The 17,723-nt window shown below is 67.8% G+C and carries 16 protein-coding genes; 1 reads left to right on the top strand and 15 read right to left on the bottom strand.

Annotated features, from left to right (window positions below; all coding sequences use genetic code 11):
• Positions 1–57 precede the first annotated feature (57 nt).
• Positions 58–1,554: a GGDEF domain-containing protein gene (locus PJ250_RS01975; RefSeq protein ID WP_271646887.1), complete on the bottom strand. Its 1,497-nt coding sequence runs from the start codon at positions 1,552–1,554 to the stop codon at positions 58–60.
• Positions 1,555–1,631: 77 nt separating this feature from the next.
• On the bottom strand, positions 1,632–2,003 hold the full coding sequence (locus tag PJ250_RS01970) for a response regulator (protein WP_271646886.1): 372 nt from the start codon (positions 2,001–2,003) through the stop codon (positions 1,632–1,634).
• A 102-nt stretch (positions 2,004–2,105) separates the two neighbouring features.
• On the opposite strand from PJ250_RS01970, the gene PJ250_RS01965 reads away from it, so the two are divergent.
• Complete coding sequence (locus tag PJ250_RS01965; protein WP_271646885.1) at positions 2,106–3,455, top strand: two-component system sensor histidine kinase NtrB; 1,350 nt, start codon at positions 2,106–2,108, stop codon at positions 3,453–3,455.
• Positions 3,456–3,524: 69 nt separating this feature from the next.
• Here the strand turns inward: PJ250_RS01965 and PJ250_RS01960 are convergent, their stop codons facing one another.
• The 13 genes from PJ250_RS01960 to PJ250_RS01900 form a co-directional block, all read right to left on the bottom strand.
• Positions 3,525–4,940, bottom strand: a complete 1,416-nt coding sequence (locus tag PJ250_RS01960) for a TolC family outer membrane protein (protein ID WP_271646884.1) — start codon at positions 4,938–4,940, stop codon at positions 3,525–3,527.
• Positions 4,941–4,974: 34 nt separating this feature from the next.
• The gene (locus PJ250_RS01955; RefSeq protein WP_271646883.1) at positions 4,975–5,634 is read right to left on the bottom strand and encodes a protein-L-isoaspartate O-methyltransferase family protein; all 660 of its coding nucleotides are present in this window, start codon (positions 5,632–5,634) and stop codon (positions 4,975–4,977) included.
• 138 nt (positions 5,635–5,772) lie between these two features.
• Positions 5,773–6,447: a TetR/AcrR family transcriptional regulator gene (locus PJ250_RS01950; protein ID WP_271646882.1), complete on the bottom strand. Its 675-nt coding sequence runs from the start codon at positions 6,445–6,447 to the stop codon at positions 5,773–5,775.
• A gap of 142 nt (positions 6,448–6,589) precedes the next feature.
• Positions 6,590–7,681, bottom strand: a complete 1,092-nt coding sequence (gene leuB, locus PJ250_RS01945) for a 3-isopropylmalate dehydrogenase (protein ID WP_271646881.1) — start codon at positions 7,679–7,681, stop codon at positions 6,590–6,592.
• A complete protein-coding gene (gene leuD, locus PJ250_RS01940) occupies positions 7,671–8,249 on the bottom strand; it encodes a 3-isopropylmalate dehydratase small subunit (protein WP_271646880.1) in 579 nt (192 codons plus the stop codon). Before leuD ends, leuB begins: the two co-directional genes overlap by 11 nt.
• Positions 8,249–8,434, bottom strand: coding sequence for a hypothetical protein (locus tag PJ250_RS01935; protein WP_271646879.1), 186 nt, complete (start codon positions 8,432–8,434; stop codon positions 8,249–8,251). Before PJ250_RS01935 ends, leuD begins: the two co-directional genes overlap by 1 nt.
• The gene (gene leuC / locus PJ250_RS01930) at positions 8,434–9,864 is read right to left on the bottom strand and encodes a 3-isopropylmalate dehydratase large subunit (protein WP_271646878.1); all 1,431 of its coding nucleotides are present in this window, start codon (positions 9,862–9,864) and stop codon (positions 8,434–8,436) included. Before leuC ends, PJ250_RS01935 begins: the two co-directional genes overlap by 1 nt.
• Positions 9,861–10,667, bottom strand: coding sequence for a class I SAM-dependent methyltransferase (locus PJ250_RS01925; protein WP_271646877.1), 807 nt, complete (start codon positions 10,665–10,667; stop codon positions 9,861–9,863). The genes leuC and PJ250_RS01925 overlap by 4 nt, the downstream gene beginning before the upstream one ends.
• 9 nt (positions 10,668–10,676) lie before the next feature.
• Positions 10,677–12,227: a 2-isopropylmalate synthase gene (locus PJ250_RS01920; RefSeq protein WP_271646876.1), complete on the bottom strand. Its 1,551-nt coding sequence runs from the start codon at positions 12,225–12,227 to the stop codon at positions 10,677–10,679.
• A 365-nt stretch (positions 12,228–12,592) separates the two neighbouring features.
• A complete protein-coding gene (locus PJ250_RS01915) occupies positions 12,593–12,856 on the bottom strand; it encodes an ACT domain-containing protein (RefSeq protein ID WP_271646875.1) in 264 nt (87 codons plus the stop codon).
• Positions 12,840–14,567, bottom strand: coding sequence for an acetolactate synthase 2 catalytic subunit (ilvG, locus tag PJ250_RS01910; protein ID WP_271646874.1), 1,728 nt, complete (start codon positions 14,565–14,567; stop codon positions 12,840–12,842). The genes PJ250_RS01915 and ilvG overlap by 17 nt, the downstream gene beginning before the upstream one ends.
• A complete protein-coding gene (gene ilvC, locus PJ250_RS01905; protein ID WP_271646873.1) occupies positions 14,564–15,574 on the bottom strand; it encodes a ketol-acid reductoisomerase in 1,011 nt (336 codons plus the stop codon). Before ilvC ends, ilvG begins: the two co-directional genes overlap by 4 nt.
• Before the next feature lie 555 nt (positions 15,575–16,129).
• Positions 16,130–17,710, bottom strand: coding sequence for a BCCT family transporter (locus tag PJ250_RS01900; RefSeq protein WP_271646872.1), 1,581 nt, complete (start codon positions 17,708–17,710; stop codon positions 16,130–16,132).
• Between the last annotated feature and the right edge of the window lie 13 nt (positions 17,711–17,723).

The raw sequence follows: 17,723 nt of genomic DNA, 5'->3' as shown, positions 1-17,723 counted from the left end.
AGATCGGCGATGGTAGCGCGCGTGCGCTGCTGCGCCATCGGGCCAAAGTCGAACGCATTACTGATTGCGCAGGACCACCCGGTTGCGGCCCCCGGCCTTGGCGTCGTACAGCGCCATGTCGGCGATGTTCACCAGATCGGCCGGGCCGTTCTCTGGTGCCATGCGCATCGGCCAGGTCGAGGCGGCGCCGACGCTGATGGTTACCACCGGTGCGGTATAGCTTTCGGCGTGGGGAATCCCAAGGGCCTGCACGCTGCGGCACACCGCTTGGCCAACCGCCTGCAGCGCGGCGGCGTCGCAGCCGGGCAGGACCAGCGCCAGTTCCTCGCCGCCATAGCGCGCGACCAGATCGCCGTGGCGCCGTGCGCACGTCCGGACCGCCTCGGCCACGCGCTTGAGACAGGCATCACCGGCTTGGTGCCCGTAGGTGTCGTTGAAATCCTTGAAGTGATCGATGTCCAGCAGGAGCAGGCCCAGCGGCGCGCTCTCCCGGATCGCGCGCGGCCAGGCTTCGGCCAGGTATTCGTCCAGCGCGCGTCGGTTGGCCAGCCCGGTCAGTCCGTCGGTCCGGGCCAGGGCTTCGAACTGCTCCTGCACCGCTTGGCGGGCCAGCAACTGGCCCCGTAGCCACTCGCCCAGGCCGGCGAGCAGCCCGATGGTGACCAGGGTCAGCAGAGCGTGGCTGCGGACCGATCGACGCCAGGCCGTCAGTGCCTCGCGCTCGGACAGGGCCGCAACGGCCAGGAGCGGGAACTGATCGGCATGATGGAAGCCGCTGATGCGGCGCACCTGATCGACCGGCGAGTCATAGGTGATCGCACCGCTTCTGCGTGCGGCCATCTCCCGGAACAGGGCGGTGTTGGAGAGGTTGCGGCCCACGCTGGATGCGTTGTCCGGCGTTCGCGCGCAGACCAGGCCCGCGTCGTTCAGCAGTCCGATAGCGCCCGCGTGGCCCACGTCGAAGCCCTTGTAGAAATCGGCGAAATACTGCGCGCCGATGCTGGCCAGGACCACGCCGGCGAAGCGTCCGTTGGCGTCCTCGTAACGACGCGTCACCGTGATGATCCAGCTGTGGTCCGAGCGGCTGCGCACGGGAGGGCCGACCCAGGGCCGCTGGTCATCGACCTGCTGGTGATGGCGGAAGTAGGCACGATCGCTGTTGTTGAAATGCTCCGGCATCGCCTCCAGCGACGAGGCGAGCCAATTCCCTTGGGCGTCGTAGACGAACAGGCCATGCAGGCGCGTGGAGCGCTCGGCCTCGTTTCGCAAGTAGCGGGTGAGGGCGCGCAGGTTGGCTCGACCTGTCCCGTGCACCTGCAGATCTTCCACGATGCCCGACAGGGTACTGTCGGCGAGCAGGATGGAGTCTTCGGCGTGCTGGCTGACCGAGCGGGCCAGATTGGCGGCATCCAGCTCGATCTGGGCGCGGGCTTCCTGGCGTGTCTCCAAGCCATGCCGGTATTCGGCACCGGCAAAGAGCAGGCACACCGTCAGGACGAAGCCCCGCAGCAGGTTGGGCAGCAGGCGCCTGCGCGCCGGGTCCGGCGTCATCATCTACAGCATCCCCTCCACTAGGGGACAGGGTAGACCTTCTGCAACGGGCCGTCAGGCGCCCGCGCAGTGGCGCGGCTTCAGGGCGCCAAGTGGTTGCGCATCGCGCCCAGCAGCGCCTGCCGGTTATACGGCTTGGGCAGGAACGCGGCGTTGTGGGGAAAGTTGCGGAAACTGCCTTGCGCGTGTCCGGAAGTGAGGATGACCGGGATGGACTCGTTGAGATCGGCCACACGCAGTGCCAGCTGGATCCCATCCATGCCACCGGGCATGTTGATGTCGCTGAAGACCAAGTCGATTCCTTGGGTGCCATCCAGCAGGTCCAGCGCCTGGACACCGCCATTGGCAGACACGACTTGGTAACCCTCCGCTTCCAGGATCATGGCGGCGATCTCCCGGGCGCCCTGATCGTCCTCGACGACGAGGATGGTGGGCTTTCTGTCAGTGGACATCGCGTTCCCGGGGGCAAAATAAGTTCCGGAGTATCCGGGGCGCGCTGTGAAATCGGGGTGACCCCACGCGCAAGCGCGCGTCGCAGTGCCTAGAATGGGCGCATGCCCACCGGCAACCGCTATCGCCAGATCGTCGATCTCTCCGAGGACTGCATCCTGGAACTGGATGCCGCCGGGTTGATCACGTCGGTCAACCGGCATGGTCTGGACATGCTGGAGGGCTTCGAGCGCGGGGACGTGGTCGGCCACCCCTGGACCGAGTTCTGGCCGCCCGCCCTGCAGCCCGTCGTGCGTGAGAGCCTGCGTCGCGGCATGGCGGGGCAGCCGACCGAATATAGCGGCACGCTGACCACCTTGCGTGGCGTGCAACGGCAATGGTCGGTATCCATTGGTCCACTGCAGGATGTGGCCGGGCGCGTGCACGCTCTGGTGGCCGTCGGTCGCGACGTCACCGAGGCGCGGCGAGTCGAGCAGGCGCTGCGCCTGCTCAACCAGAGCCTGTCCTCGCAGTTGCAGGGCGCCGAAAGCCGGGCGCTGGCCGCCAGCGAGCACAACGAATTCCTGGAAGCGACCCTGACCCGCGCCCAGGCCATCAGCGAGCAACGTCGCCACCACGAACTCCAGGCACTGGAGCAGCGCGATATCGCCGAGGCGGCGCGTGCGCTGGCCGAGCACGCCGCGATGCAGGCGCAGAAGGGCGAGGCGGTGGGTCAGCTGGTGGCCGGCATCGCCCACGACTTCAACAACATGCTGCAGACCGCGGTGGCCGCCATCAGCATGGTCACCGATGATCCGGACTCACTCACGCCCATGCAGCGCAAGCTGCTCGGACGCGGCAGCGACGCCCTCGGCCATGCCTCGATGGTGGCCAAGCGGCTGCTGGGCTTCGCGCGTCAGCATCCGGTCCGGGCCGAACCGATGGACCTGCAGGACGTGGCGTTGGACATGGCCGACCTGATCCGGCAGAGCCTGGGTCCGGACCTGACCCTGGTGACCGAACGCCAGCCGCGCGCATTTCCCGTCGTGGCCGACCCGCACGGGGTCGGGCAAGCGGTCATGAACCTGTGCATCAACGCGCGCGATGCCTGCGAGGGTGTCGGCACGATCACCCTGGTGTGCGGGGAGGACCAGGTGCCGGAAGATTTCGCGACCCACACGCGTGCCGCCGGTGACTACGTGACCCTGGCGGTCTCCGATACCGGTTGCGGCATGGATCAGGCGGCCATGTCGCGCCTGTTCGAGCCGTATTTCACGACCAAGCCGGAAGGACGTGGGACCGGGCTGGGCCTGGCACAGGTCTATGCGCTGATGCGCCAGGCCGGCGGCTTCATCGAGGTGGATAGCGCGGTAGGCGCCGGAACGGTGATGACCCTGTGGTTTCCCCGCATGCGGCTGGCGCGCGGGACGGCCGAGTACGCCGTCGACGTCCAGGCCAGCGGCGTGGCCGGCTGAAGCCTGGCCCCAAACGCAGACAGCCGCGGCGGACCGCGGCTGTCTCGAATCACAGCTTGCGCAGGCGCGTTACTGCGGCTGCGGGGTTCCCATCAGCTGGGCATCTTCGCTGTTCAGACGCGCATTGGCATCGGCGCTGAGCAGGGCGTTGATGTCCTGCAGGTCGGCGGCGTCCAGGGTGCCGGCCGCGGCTTCCAGGAGCAGGCGGTTCTGCAGGAAGTTGTACTTGGCCAGCGAGTAGTTCTCTTCGGCGGCGACCAGGTTGTTCTGGTTGGTCAGCACGTCCAGCACGGTCCGGGTGCCGACTTCCAGGCCGACCTGGGAGGCGTCGAACGCGCTGCGGGCCGACACCACCGCCGAGCGGCGGGCCTCGATCTCACTGATGCCGGCTTCCAGCACCTGATAGGCATTGCGCGTATTACGTACCACGGCGCGACGCTGCTGCTCATAGGCATCCTGGGCCGAATCGCGCTGGGCGATGGCCTGGCGCACGGCGGACTGGGTCGCACCGCCAGAGAAGATCGGCACGTTCAGGGTCAGGCCAATGGACCTCGAATCGCGATCGCTATTGTTGCCCACGATCGTGTCTGGGACGCCGTCACCATCAGTATCGACGGCAGCGGAGTCTCCGCCCCACGCCGTGCTGCGCCCGTAGCTGCCACTCAGGCTCAGCGTCGGCAGATGCCCGGCGCGGGCGCCGCTCACACCGGCCTGCGCGGACTGTACCTGCAGCTGCAGCGACTTCAGGGCCGGGTTCTGCGCAAGCGCGGTGTCCACCCAGCCCTGCGCGCTGTACTCGGAGGGCAGCTGCGGCTTGAAGTCGTCCGGCAGGCCACGCAGATTGGTGATCGGTTGACCGGTGATCTCGCTCAGGGCCTCGTAGGCGTCCTTGAGGGTGTTGCGCTGGCTGATCACCGTGGCCCGGGCGCTGTCATAGGAGGCGCGCGCTTCGTGCACGTCGGTGATCGGGGCCAGGCCGACATCGAGGCGCTTCTGCGCATAGTCGAACTGCTTCTGGTAGGCCGCTTCGGCGGCCTCGGCCGAGGCCAGCGTCTCGATCGCGATCAGCACATTGAAGTAGGCGGCCGAAGTGCGGGTGATCAGCGAGTCGTTGGCCGAATCCAGGTCGAAGTCCGCGGACTGACTGAGCGCCTTTTGCGCCTTCACCGTCGAAAACGCGCTGAAGTCCACCAGCCGCTGACTGACCGTGCCGGAATAGTTGCGGCTGGTGGCGGTGTCGCTCCAGTCCCCGTTATCGACCGTCTTGGAGTTGCTTTTGGAGATGCTCGCGCTGCCGTTGACCTGCGGCAGCAGGGCGGCGCGGGCCTGAACCACGCCTTCCTTCTGCGACAGGCGCGCGGCTTCGGCCTGAGCCAGTGTCGGGTCGCCGTTGCGGGCCATTTCATAGGTCTGCATCAGGTCGGTGGCCGAGGCGGCGGAAGGCAGCGCCAACGCCAGGGCGAGAACGAGGGGGCGACGGATCATCGGGGGGGTTCCTTGAAGGTTTTTTGTGTAGCGCTCAGAACACGAACTGGGGGACCGGCGCGGCGCCGGTCAGGTACGTCGCGTCGTCGGTTTCGAACAGGGATTCGATGCGCGCGCCGCCGGCTTCGTTGTGGACCAGAATCGCCTCCATGGCCGGCGAGCGCCCACGGATCACGAACAGGCGTCCGCCCGGACGCACCCAGGCCAGGAACGCCTCGGGCAGCACATCCACCGCGGCGGTGACGCAGACCACGTCGAACTGGCGGTCGGTGGTCCAGGACATGGCATCGGCGGTTTCAATGCGGACGTTGCTGCCCAGGCCGGCCGCGTCCAGGTTGCCACGGGCCAGCGCGGCCAGTTCCGGATGCAGCTCCAGGCTGACCACTTCGCGTCCCAGGTCGGCCAGGCAGGCGGTCAGAAAGCCGCTTCCCGTGCCGATCTCCAGGACATCCTCGCCTGCCTGAAGATCCAGTGCCTGCAGGGTGCGGCCTTCGATGACCGGCTTCATCATCTTCTGCCCGTGTCCCAGTGGCAGCTCCAGGTCGGCATAGGCCAGGGCGCTGTGGGCCGGTGGCACGAAGGCTTCGCGCGGCAGGGTGGCCAGGGTGTCGAGCACGCGGGCGTCCAGCACGTCCCAGGGACGGATCTGCTGTTCCACCATGTTCTCGCGGGCTTGGGCGTAGTTGATCGTCATGGGCGTCTTCCAGGGCGCGGGGCTGGGCATTCTAGCGGTGCAGGGCATGTCCGACATGGTCAGGATGGCCGCGACACGTGCGTGAACGCAGTGCCGGAAGTCATCGGGCCGGACGGCATGGCAGTTGTAAACCGTGTTTCAGCGGGTGGCATAGGCGCGCAGGAACATCTCCACGGTGGCATCCAGGTGAGCCTGCATCTCCTCACTGGAAGGCTTCTCGCACACCCCGCACATCATCCTGCCGTACAGCTCGCCCTTGAGCAGGGTGAAAAACTGCTTGGCCGCGCAGTCGCAGTCGTCGATCTGCAGCTGGCCTTTCTCGACACCGGCACGCAAGAAAGCGGCAAACGCGTCGTGGGTCCGCTGGGGACCGGCTTTCCAGAAGATCTGGCGCAAGGCCTGATCGGCCTGCCCGGGGGTGATCATGATGCGGTGGGTACTGATTGCAGCATCGCTGACCACCAGCTTGAAGAACCCTTCGGCGATGTGGCGCAGCTGACCACGCAAGGTGCCGTCGGCCTGGACCTGGAAGAACTCGTCCGGGAGCATTTCCTCGCAAAGAATCCGCACCGTCTCGGAGAACAGCGATTCCTTGTCGCCAAAATGGCTGTAGACGGTCAGCTTGGAAACACCGGCCTCGGCCGCGATACGGTCCATGCTGACGCCGACGAAACCTTCCCGCCCGAACAGCGCCTTGGCCGCTTCCAGGATCGCGGCCCGCTTGGCCAGATCCTTCGGGCGTCCAGGGCCGGTCGCACCACGCGAGGCGCGGTCGACGGGGTCTGGCGTATCGGTAGGCGCAGGCTGGACCATCCGCGCAATACTAGACTAGACGGTTCGATATTTACAGCCCGCAGGGCGCCAAACTGTCCTGCCCGTCATCTGAGCGTCAGCCCATGGCCCGGATTCCCGCCCCCTCCACCCGCTGGCTGCGGGGCAGGGGGGCGGCTGGCAATCATTCGCCGAGCGCCGGGACCGTGCCTTGGGCCTCCAACTGCTCCAGGACCGCATCACAGGCCTGGGCCGTGCTCAATGCTTGCGCCGGGCCGGCCAGGTCAGCGGTGAAGGCCTTGGCGTCCAGGGCGGCCTCGACGGCGCGTTCGATGCACTGTGCCTCTTCCTCCAGTCCCAGCGAATGGCGTAGCAGCATGGCCGCCGACAGAATGGTCGCGTACGGGTTGGCGATGCCCTTGCCGGCGATGTCGGGGGCCGAGCCATGGATGGGCTCGTAGATCCCGACCTTGCCCTCCAGCCCCAGCGAGGCGGACGGCAGCAGGCCCAGCGAGCCGGCCAGCATCGAGGCCTCGTCGGTGAGGATGTCGCCGAACATGTTCTCGGTCACGATCACGTCGTACTCGCGCGGCTTGGCGAGCAGGTGCATGGCCATCGAGTCGACCAGCTGGTGCTCCAGGGCGACCTCCGGGAATTCCTCGCGGCCGATGCGGGTGGCCACGTCGCGCCACAGGCGCGAGGTTTCCAGCACGTTGGCCTTGTCCACCGAGGTGACCTTGCCGCGACGGCCCTGGGCCAGCCGGAAGGCACTGCGCATCACGCGCTCGATCTCGGCCACCGAATAGCGGCACAGGTCGCTGGCGGCATCCTCGGTGCGGGTCTTGTCGCCAAAGTAGATGCCGCCAGTCAGCTCACGCACGACCAGGATGTCCACCCCGGCCAGCAGGTGGGCCTTGATCGGCGAGGCATCCAGAGCAGCAGGGTGCGGACGCACCGGCCGCAGGTTGGCGAACAGCCCCAGCGCCCGGCGGATGGCGAGCAGGCCTTGCTCGGGGCGGACCTTGGCATTGGGGTCGGACCACTTCGGGCCGCCTACCGCACCCAGCAGGACGGCGTCGGCCTGCTGGCAGGCCAGCCGGGTGGCCTCGGGCAGCGGCTCGCCATGGCGGTCGATGGCGATGCCGCCGATGTCATGCTCGGTGAAGGTGAAGCTGTGCCCATGTCGGCTGGCGACGGCTTTCAGGACGGTGACCGCTGCGGCCGCCACTTCGGGGCCGATGCCGTCACCTGGCAGGACGACGATGTCAGCGCGCATGGGTGCTCTCGTAGTGTTCGATGTCGGGAATGCGGGCCAGCAGGTAGCCCAGTTGGTCGACGCCTTCCAGCAGGCAGGTCTGCGAGAAGCCATCGAGCGGGAAGGTGTAGGCGCGGCCATCGGGCGTGCGCAGTTCGCGCGTGGCCACGTCGATGGTCAGCGCGTCGTCCGGGCGCTCCATCAGCGCCTGCACGTCGGCCTCGTCCAGCACCACCGGCAGCAGGCCGTTCTTGAGGCTGTTGCCACGGAAGATGTCGGCGATCTCGCTGGAGACCACGGCCTTCAGGCCTAGGTCGGTCAGTGCCCACGGCGCGTGCTCGCGCGAGGAACCGCAACCGAAGTTGCGCCCGGCCAGCAGGATCGAACGACCGGCGTTCTGTGGCTGGTTGAAGGCAAACTCCGGATTCGGCGTGCCGTCGGCCTGCCAGCGCCAGTCGTTGAACGCGTGCTTGCCCAGACCGGCGCGTTCGGTCGTGGACAAAAAGCGCGCGGGGATGATCTGGTCGGTATCGATGTTGCTCGAACGCAGCACCACGGCCTGCGAGGTGATCGTGCGGATGCCGGCCATCAGGCTGCCTCCTCGCCTTCGTGCAGAGAAAAGTCGGCGGGCACGTCGGTCAGGTCCAGCACCGGCAGGGCCTCGTCGCTGCCACGCGGACGCAGCGGGGTGTCGCGGATGCTGCGGGCCAGGGCGCTGGCCACGGTGGCGGAGAAGGCGATGTTCGCCGCCTGGGTGTTCTGGGGGCTGGACATCAGGCCACTTCCTTGGAGTTGGTTGCTGCGAACAGGTCACGCACGTCGCTGACACGGCCGTTGACCGCCGCCCATGCCGCAGTGAGCGGCGAGGCCAGCAGGGTGCGCGAGCCGGGGCCCTGGCGGCCCTCGAAATTGCGGTTGGACGTGGACACGGCCAGTTCGCCTGGCGCGACCAGGTCGCCGTTCATCGCGATGCACATCGAGCAGCCGGACTCGCGCCACTGCGCGCCAGCCTGTCGCACGATCACGTCGATGCCTTCGGCCTCGGCCTGGCGCTTGACGATCTCCGAGCCCGGCACGACCAGCATGCGCACGCCTTCGGCGACCTTGCGCCCGGACAGGACGCGCGCGACCTCGCGCATGTCGCGCAGGCGGCCGTTGGTGCACGAGCCGACGAAGACCACGTCGACCTTAGCGCCGGCGACCGTCTGGCCTGCCTGGAAACCCATGTAGTCCAGGCCCTTCTGCGCGGCGGCGTCGTTCGCCGCTGGGATGGCCGCATCGACGGCGATCGCGGTGCCCGGATGCGTGCCCCAGGTCAGGGTCGGGCGGATCTCGGCGGCGTCGATCACCACCTCCGCATCGAAGCGCGCCCCCGGCTCGGTGGTCAGGGTCTTCCAGTATTCGACGGCGGCGTCGAAGTCGGCGCCCTTCGGCCCGCGCGGGGTGGCGGCGACGTAGTCGAAGGTGGTCTGGTCCGGCGCCACCATGCCGGCGCGCGCGCCAGCTTCGATGGACATGTTGCACAGGGTCATGCGTTGCTCCATGTCCATCGCGGCGATGGTGGAGCCGCGGAACTCCAGCACGTGGCCGGTGCCGCCGTTGACGCCGATCTTGCCGATGATGTGCAGGACCACGTCCTTGGCCTCCACGCCCGGCGCCAGCGGGCCATCGACGGTGATCGACATGGTCTTGGGCTTGCGCTGCAGCAGGCACTGTGTGGCCAGTACGTGGCCGACTTCGCTGGTGCCGATGCCGAAGGCCAGGGCGCCGAACGCGCCATGGGTGGAGGTGTGGCTGTCGCCGCAGACGATGGTCATGCCGGGCTGGGTGAAGCCCTGCTCGGGCGCGATGACGTGGACGATGCCGCGATTGTCCGAGCCCATGTCGAACAGCTCGATGCCGTACTCGGCGCAGTTGCGCTCCAGGGTCTCGACCTGCTTCTCGGCGGCGGCGGTGTAGTACGGCAGCTTACCGTCCGCGCCAGCGGGCAAGGTCGGGGTGGAGTGGTCCATCGTCGCCTTGGTGCGATCGGCGCGGTGTGGCGCCAGGCCGCGTGCGCGCAGCTCGGTGAAGGCCTGCGGCGAGGTGACTTCGTGGATCAGGTGCAGGTCGATGTACAGCACCGCCGGGGCGGTATCGCTTTCCGGGACGACGACATGGGCGTCCCACAGCTTGTCGAACAACGTACGGGGAGCGGAACTCATTGCGGTTGGCCTTGCATTGAATGCTGGGAAGAAAAGATGCGTGCGCTGAAGCGCAGGCGCACGTAATCGGCGTGCCACTGGCCGGAGGCATCGCACAGCGCCGGGCGCAGCAGGGTCTCGGTGTCGGCCAGCACGCGCTTGCGGGTGCCGGTGTCGACCTGGGCCAGGAAGGGATCGGCGAAGGTGCGCAGCCAGCCGCCGATGCCGGTGGGCAGGGGCGTCGGGCGCGGGATCAGGGCGATCTGGTCCACCTGGAAGCCATGTTCGGCCAGGCGCGCGGCGTATTCGTCGGCGGTGGGGAAGAACCACGCGAAGGCGGGCTCGCCCGCATCGTTGGCGCACAGCGCGGCACGCAATGCGGTGACGATGGCCGCCACGTTGCCATGGCCGCCGAACTCACCGATGAAGCGCCCGCCCGGTTTGAGCGCACGGCGCACGCCGGCCAGCACCGCATCAGGTTCGCGCATCCAGTGCAGCGCGGCGTTGCTGAAGACCGCGTCGAACTGGGCTTCGAAGGTCAGGGCGTGGGCGTCCATCACCTGCGCCTCGACGCCGCGTTCCACCGCCGCGGCCACCAGGTCGGGCGAGGCGTCCACGCCGATTACCGTGGCGCCACGGGCGGCCAGCTGCGCGGTGAGCACGCCGTCGCCGCAGCCCAGGTCGAGGATGCGGTCGCCCGGGCGGGCGTCCAGCAGCTCGGCCACCGGCGCGCCCAGCGCGGGCACGAAGCCGGCGTTGGTGGCGTAGCCGGCGGCGTTCCAGTGTTGTCCTGCGGCGGGAAGGGACGTGGTCTGTGCGGACATGACGGCGGGTCAGGCAGCGGCGGCTTCCGAGGGCGACGGCGCGGTCTGGCGCTGGCGCAGCACGCGGTTGGCCACGTCCAGCCACGCCAGGGCGCTGGCCTCGATGATGTCCTTGCTGGTGCCGGTGCCTTCGTACTCCACGCCGTCGTGACGCACCGACAGGCTGGCTTCGCCGCGCGCGTCGGCGCCGATGCCCACGCTGTGCACCGAATAGCTGTCCAGCACCAGCTGCACGCCGGTGGAGGCCGCCAGCGCGCCGAACAGCGCATCGACCGGGCCATTGCCCTGGGCGGTTTCGGCCACCCGGTTGCCGTCCGGATCGGACAGCTCGACCAAGGCGTTGGCGCGGTTGCCCACGTCGGAGATCGTCATCGAGGACAGGCGGTAGCCTTCGCTCACGCTGGCGTCCTGCATCAGGGTCTGCAGGTCGGCGTCGTTGACCACGCGCTGGCGCTCGCACAGCGCCTTGAACTGCTCGAACACCAGCTTCAGCTCGGCCTCCTCCAGCACATACCCCAGGGCGCGCAGGCGGGCTTCGACCGCGGCGCGGCCGCTGTGGCGGCCCAGCACCATCTGCGTGTCCGGCCAGCCGACGTCCTGCGGGCGCATGATTTCGTAGGTGCCGCGGTGACGCAGCATGCCGTGCTGGTGGATGCCCGATTCATGCGCGAAGGCGTTGGCGCCGACCACGGCCTTGTTGCGCTGGACCGGCATGCCGACCAGGCGCGAGAGCAGCTGCGAGGTGGGGACGATGCGCTGGGTGTTCAGGCGCGTGTCCAGGTTGTAGAACGCGTTGCGCACCTTCAGCGCCATGGCGATCTCCTCGATCGCGCAGTTGCCGGCGCGCTCGCCGATGCCGTTGATCGAGCCCTCGACCTGGCGCGCGCCACCTTCGATGGCGGCCAGCGAGTTGGCCACGGCCAGCCCCAGATCGTTGTGGCAGTGCGCGCTGAAGACCACGCCCTTCGCCCCCGGCACCGTGGCGATCAGGCGCGAGAACATCCCGCGGATCTCCTCGGGCGTGGTGAAGCCCACGGTGTCGGGCAGGTTGATGGTGGTCGCACCGGCGGCGATGGCCACGCGGACCACCTCGGCCAGGAAGTCTTCCTCGGTCCGGGTCGCGTCCTCGGCGGAAAACTCGACATCGTCCACCCCGGCACGGGCCATGCGCACGTGCCGGTCGACCGATTCCAGCACTTGCTCGCGGCTCATGCGCAGCTTGTGCTCGCGGTGCAGCGGGCTGGTGGACAGGAACACATGCAGGCGCGGATTGGCGGCGCCATCGAGGGCGCGCAGCGAGGTTTCGATGTCGGCGGCCAGGCAGCGCGACAGCACCGCCAGCGTCGGGGTACGGACCTCGCGCGCGATCATCGACATGGCTTCGCGGTCGGACTGGGAGCTGGCCGGAAAGCCGGTCTCGATGATGTCCACGCCGAGGTCGGCCAGGCCGCGGGCCATGACCAGCTTCTGCTGCGGGGACATGCTGCAGCCGGGGGACTGCTCGCCATCGCGCAGGGTGGTGTCGAAGATGCGTACGTTGTCGATGGTGTTGGTGTTCATGCGATGGATTCCTCTACGGCTTCGGCCGTCCTGATGGCGAGGGGGCGGCGGGTCTTCTGTCGTGTCGCGTCTGAAGGAAGCGTGTGGGGGGATTGAATGGGAAAGGGCGTGCGGCGGTGTCCGGGGTGTTGCGCATCGGGGGGATGGCCGGCGCGCAGCCAGGGGTGTCCAGTTTCGCGCAGCCTGGCCGCACGCACGATGACCACTTGGTCCAATAGGCGCGCCGAAACGCCCGCCCGCGGCATCGGGCGCGGGCAGGGGAGCAGTACGTTCACAGCCGCGATGTCAGGCATCGCCGCACACGGATGGGCGGCGACCGAGAAGACACCTCCGTACGGCAGGCTCCGGGGCGACAGGCGTGGCGCTCATGCCGCCACCCCGCTGGCCAGCGCTGGCGCGCCGGCTTCGACGATGCGGACCGACTCGCAGTCGTACACCTTTTCCAATTGGTGGCGCAGGGTCTCCAGCGGCCGGCCGACGTCCACTTCGATCTGCAGGTCCCAGCGGCCGTCCGCGCGCGGCACCGCATGCACGCTGCGTGGCGGGAAGCCGCGGCGCTCGACCATGCCGATCACGCGCACCAAGGCGCCTTCGGCGGGTTTCACGATCAGGTCAAGCCGGTATGGCATGGGACTTGGGCTCCGTGGTGGCGGCCTTGGCCGGGTTGGATTCCAGCATCGAGCTGTTGGCGTGGTTGGGCGGCACCAGCGGCCACACGTTGGCCTTGATGTCGATGCTCACGTGCAGCAGTGCAGGGCCAGGCGTGGCCAGCAGTTCGGCCAGGGCCTCGTCGACCTGCTCGCGCTGGGCGATGTGGCGTGCCGGAATGCCGAACACCTTGGCCAGCGCGGCGAAGTCCGGATTGTCGGACAGGTCGATCTCGCTGTAGCGCTCGGCGAAGAACAGCTCCTGCCACTGGCGGACCATGCCCAGCGCGGAGTTGTCCAGCAGCACGATCTTCACCGGCAGCTTGCAGCGGGCGATGGTCACCAGCTCCTGCACGTTCATCATGAAGCCGCCATCGCCGTTGACCAGCACCACGGTGCGGTCGGGGCAGGCGAGCTGCGCCCCCATCGCCGCCGGCAGGCCGAAACCCATCGTGCCCAGCGCGCCGCTGGTCAGGTGGTTGCGCGGATGGTTGAACTTGCAGTGCTGGGCCACCCACATCTGGTGCTGGCCCACGTCGCTGGTGATGATCGCATCGGCGGGGGCGACCTCGCTCAGGCGCTTCAGCAAGGCCGGGGCATAGATGTCACTGCCCGGTGCGTCGTAGCGGAAGCCGAAGCGCTCGCGGTTGGACGCACACTTGGCCTTCCATGCGAAGCATCCGCTGCGTGCGCCGCTCAGCGCACGCAGGCCGGTGGCGACATCACCGGGGATAGCGATGTCAGCGGTGCGCAGCTTGGAGATCTCGTAGGCATCGGCATCCAGGTGGATGACGCGGGCGAACGGGGCGAACTCGGCCAGTTTGCCGGTGGCGCGGTCATCGAAGCGCGCCCCGACCACGATCAGCAGATCGCTGTCCTGCACCGCCATGTTGGCCGCGCGGGTTCCATGCATGCCCAGCATGCCCAGGTAGTTGGGGTGGTTGGCCGGCAGGGCACCCAGCCCGCGCAGGGTCAGCACGGTTGGGATACCGCTGGCCTCGACGAACTGGCGGAACGCCTCCACCGCATCGCCCAGGGCAATCCCGCCGCCGCCGTAGACCACAGGCTTCTCCGCCCCAGCGATGGCCGCCAGGGCTTCGGCGATGGCGGCCTCGGCCGGTGCCGGACGCGGCTGCACCGCCGCCGGCACATGGTCGGGCAGGTGCGAGGCATCAGTGACCTGGACGTCCTTGGGCAGGTCGACCAGGACCGGGCCGGGCCGGCCTTCGCGCGCGATGCGGAAGGCCTCGGCCATGACCTGCGGCAGGTCTTCGACCCGACGCACAAGGAAGCTGTGCTTGACGATCGGCATGGTCATGCCGAACACGTCCAGTTCCTGGAAGGCATCGGTGCCGATCAGCGGCGTGGCGACCTGGCCGGTCAGGCACACCATGGGCACCGAATCGAGCATCGCGTCGGCAATGCCGGTGACCAGGTTGGACGCGCCCGGGCCGGAGGTGGCCACGCACACGCCGACCTTGCCCGAGGCGCGGGCGTAGCCGTTGGCGGCCAGTGCCGCGCCCTGCTCGTGACGCACCAGGATGTGCTTCAGCGAGGAATCCACCAGGGCGTCATAGAACGGCATGATGGTGCCGCCGGGATATCCGAAGATGATGTCCACGCCCTCGGTCTCCAGGGCGTGGGCGATCCAGCGGGCGCCATTGCGGGAGGCAGTGGCGGTGGTGGCGTTCATGCGGCGGCGGCCTGTTCGTTGTCCGATGGGGAGGCGTTTTCGGCCAGCCACACCATCTTGGCGCGCAGCTGCTTGCCGACGACCTCGATCGGGTGCTCCAGGTCGGCCTGCTTGAACTTCTTGTAGTTCGGCAGGCCGGCTTCGTATTCGGCCACCCAGTTCTTGGTGAAGGTGCCGTCCTGGATGTCGGTCAGCACGTCCTTCATGCGCGCCTTGGTCGAGGCGTCGATCACGCGCGGGCCGCTGACGTAGTCGCCGTACTGCGCGGTCTCGGAGATGAACTCCAGCATGCGGGTAATGCCGCCTTCGTAGAACAGGTCGACGATCAGCTTCAGTTCGTGCAGGACCTCGTAGTAGGCGATTTCCGGCTGGTATCCGGCTTCGACCAGCGTCTCGAAGCCGGCCTGCACCAGCGAGGAAGCACCGCCACACAGCACGGCCTGCTCGCCGAACAGGTCGGTCTCGGTCTCTTCCTTGAAGGTGGTCTTGATGACGTTGGCGCGGGCGCCACCCAGGCCGGCCGCGTAGGCCAGCGCGAACTGCTCGGCCTTGCCAGACTTGTCCTGGTAGACGGCGTAGATGCACGGAACGCCGCGGCCGATCTCGTACTCGCGTCGTACCAGGGCGCCCGGGCCCTTGGGCGCGACCAGGACCACATCCAGATCTTCGCGCGGGGCGATCATGCCGAAATGCACATTCAGGCCGTGGGCAAACAACAGCACCGCGCCGGGCTTCATGTTCGGCGCCAGCACGTCGTTATAGAGCTGCTTCTGCACCATGTCCGGAGTCAGGACCGCGACCAGGTCGGCCTCCTTCACCGCCTCGGCCGGGGTCTTGACCAGGAAGCCGTCGGCCTTGGCCTTCGCTTCGGTCGGACCGCCCGGACGCAGGCCGACCGTGACGTCGAAACCGGACTCGCGCAGGTTCATCGCGTGGGCGCGCCCCTGGCTGCCGTAACCAACGATGGCGATAGAGGGCTGGAGGGCGGTGGAAGTCGAAGCGGTCATGGGGTTGGTCCTGTCTGGCTGAAGGTTGACGGTGAAACTTTTCGAGGGGCTGAAAGCACGAAACCCCGCACTTCTCAGCGCGGGGTTTCGTAAGGGTTGCGTGCGTTCCTGCCTACACGTCCGTACGTCCCGCGCCGGTGGGCGAGAGAATAAGTACGAGCACGAGGAGCGACGACGCGCAGGGCGCGGTCGAGGCGGAGATCATCGTGGGACGCAGTGCATTCATGAGGCGGGCAGAAAAACACGGGCTTGACAGGCCTGTCAAGCGCTTATTTTGTTGCAATCGCAACCGTGCGACGCGGCGCAGGGCGCCATGCGATCCAAGGCGGACCAGCCCCGTCACGGAGCCGACTTGGTGCCAGGCGCTGGATCACCGCTCAGCCTGCGCGAGCGATGGTGTTGACGGAATGCGCGTGGACGGCCGCCCAGGGCGGTCGACCTGCGGATTCGGCTGCGTCGTCAGCTCGGCGTGGTTTCTCTGCGAGGTTCTTTCGCGTTTTCCGCGCGCGTGCGTCTTGAGGGGCGCCTGGGTCCGGAAAGCGTGACCGGCGGCCGCTATTCCTGCGATGCCTGCGCTGCGGGGGAACTCTTGGTGGGCTCGCCGCGTTCGCACGCCAGCCACTGCTCGATGGCGTGTCGGTCGCGATGCGCGCGGCGTTGCTCGCGCAGGTATTCCTCGTTGAGCGCGCGGTACAACGAGACGATCACCAGCGCCATCAGCAGGGCGAAGGGCAGAGCGGTGACGGTGATCATCGCCTGCAGTGCATCCAGCCCGCCGGCCAGCAACAGCACGCCGGCGATCAGTGCGATCGCCGCGCCCCACACCACCTTGCGTCCCAGCGGCGGATCTTCGGCCTTGTGATAGGACATGCTGGCCAGGACCAGCACCGCCGAGTCGGCCGAGGTCACGAAGAAGATCGACAGCAACAGCACGGCCAGCACCGCGAGCCCGGTCGAAAATGGCAGGCTGTCGAACAGCGAAAACAGCACGGTCTGGTAGTCGTTGGCGCCATCGGCGAAGGCCTGGGTCAGGTCCACATGCCCGAACAGCTGTGCCCACAGCGCACTGCCGCCGAACACCGAAAACCACACGAAGCCCAGCAAGCTGGGCGCCAGCACCACGCCGAAGACGAATTCGCGGATGCGCCGGCCGTAGGACACCTTGGCGATGAAAGCGCCGACGAAGGGGGCCCAGGCGATCCACCAGGCCCAGTAGAAGATGGTCCAGGTGGCCACCCAGGTCCCGCGCGAGAACGGTGACATGCGCAGGCTCATCGTCACCAGGTTGTTGAGGTAGCCGCCCAGCGTGGTGGTGAAGGTGTCGAAGATGAAGCCGGTCGGGCCCAGCACCAGGACGAAGGCCATCAACAGCGCCGCCAGACCCAGGTTGAAGTTGGACAGCCATTTGATGCCGCGTTCCACGCCGGTCGCCGTCGAGCACATGTACAGCACGAAGGCCACCGCGATGATCGTCAGCCTGACCGGCGTCGAGGCCTGGATGCCGAATACGCGCTCCAGGCCCGCCGCGATCTGCACGGTGCCAAAGCCCAGTGTGGTCGCCACACCGATCGCGGTGGCCACCACCGCAGCGATGTTGACCAGATGCCCGATCCAACCCTCATGGTGGCGGCCCAGGACGGGTTCGAGCAGGTCGCTGATCAGCCCGCGCCCGCCCCGGTTAAACTGGAACCACGCCATGGCCAGGCCGATCAGCGCGTACACCGCCCACGGGTGCAGGCCCCAATGGAAGAAGGCATAGCGCATGGCCGCGCGTGCGGCGGGCATGCTTTGCGGCGCCAGGCCCTCGGGTGGCTCGAGGAAGTGGGAAATCGGCTCAGCGGCGCCCCAGAACACCAGTCCGATGCCCATGCCGGCCGCGAACAGCATGGAGAGCCAGCTGGCATTGGAGAACTGCGGCTCGGCGTCTGCGCCCCCGATGCGCAGGTCCGCGAAGCGACTCACGCACAGGTACAGCAAAAACACCAAGGCGGCGAAGACGATCAGCAGATACAGCGAACCGGCGCCACCGATGATCTGTTGCAGGGCCGCCTGCATGAGGTCGTTGAACGGCTCGGGGGCCAGGCCCGCGACAAGCACGAGGGCGGCGACGATGAACAATGAGATCCTGAAGACCATGTGGTGCTCCTGT

This window comes from Pseudoxanthomonas sp. JBR18 (assembly GCF_028198165.1).
Classification (GTDB): Bacteria; Pseudomonadota; Gammaproteobacteria; order Xanthomonadales; family Xanthomonadaceae; genus Pseudoxanthomonas_A.
The sequence above is the reverse complement of the archived record's forward strand: the minus strand, read 5'-3'. Positions and strand labels throughout refer to the sequence as shown.

Excerpts from the sequence above, each read along its gene's own strand:
- leuD (WP_271646880.1), bottom strand. The coding sequence starts at position 8,249 with ATGGCCGGCATCCGCACGATCACCTCGCAGGCCGTGGTGCTGCGTTCG.
- PJ250_RS01915 (WP_271646875.1), bottom strand. The coding sequence starts at position 12,856 with ATGCCATACCGGCTTGACCTGATCGTGAAACCCGCCGAAGGCGCCTTG.
- leuB (WP_271646881.1), bottom strand. The coding sequence starts at position 7,681 with ATGCGCGCTGACATCGTCGTCCTGCCAGGTGACGGCATCGGCCCCGAA.
- leuC (WP_271646878.1), bottom strand. The coding sequence starts at position 9,864 with ATGAGTTCCGCTCCCCGTACGTTGTTCGACAAGCTGTGGGACGCCCAT.
- PJ250_RS01970 (WP_271646886.1), bottom strand. The coding sequence starts at position 2,003 with ATGTCCACTGACAGAAAGCCCACCATCCTCGTCGTCGAGGACGATCAG.
- PJ250_RS01960 (WP_271646884.1), bottom strand. The coding sequence starts at position 4,940 with ATGATCCGTCGCCCCCTCGTTCTCGCCCTGGCGTTGGCGCTGCCTTCC.
- ilvC (WP_271646873.1), bottom strand. The coding sequence starts at position 15,574 with ATGACCGCTTCGACTTCCACCGCCCTCCAGCCCTCTATCGCCATCGTT.
- PJ250_RS01900 (WP_271646872.1), bottom strand. The coding sequence starts at position 17,710 with ATGGTCTTCAGGATCTCATTGTTCATCGTCGCCGCCCTCGTGCTTGTC.
- PJ250_RS01950 (WP_271646882.1), bottom strand. The coding sequence starts at position 6,447 with ATGGTCCAGCCTGCGCCTACCGATACGCCAGACCCCGTCGACCGCGCC.
- PJ250_RS01965 (WP_271646885.1), top strand. The coding sequence starts at position 2,106 with ATGCCCACCGGCAACCGCTATCGCCAGATCGTCGATCTCTCCGAGGAC.
- PJ250_RS01925 (WP_271646877.1), bottom strand. The coding sequence starts at position 10,667 with ATGTCCGCACAGACCACGTCCCTTCCCGCCGCAGGACAACACTGGAAC.
- PJ250_RS01975 (WP_271646887.1), bottom strand. The coding sequence starts at position 1,554 with ATGATGACGCCGGACCCGGCGCGCAGGCGCCTGCTGCCCAACCTGCTG.
- PJ250_RS01955 (WP_271646883.1), bottom strand. The coding sequence starts at position 5,634 with ATGACGATCAACTACGCCCAAGCCCGCGAGAACATGGTGGAACAGCAG.
- PJ250_RS01935 (WP_271646879.1), bottom strand. The coding sequence starts at position 8,434 with ATGTCCAGCCCCCAGAACACCCAGGCGGCGAACATCGCCTTCTCCGCC.
- ilvG (WP_271646874.1), bottom strand. The coding sequence starts at position 14,567 with ATGAACGCCACCACCGCCACTGCCTCCCGCAATGGCGCCCGCTGGATC.
- PJ250_RS01920 (WP_271646876.1), bottom strand. The coding sequence starts at position 12,227 with ATGAACACCAACACCATCGACAACGTACGCATCTTCGACACCACCCTG.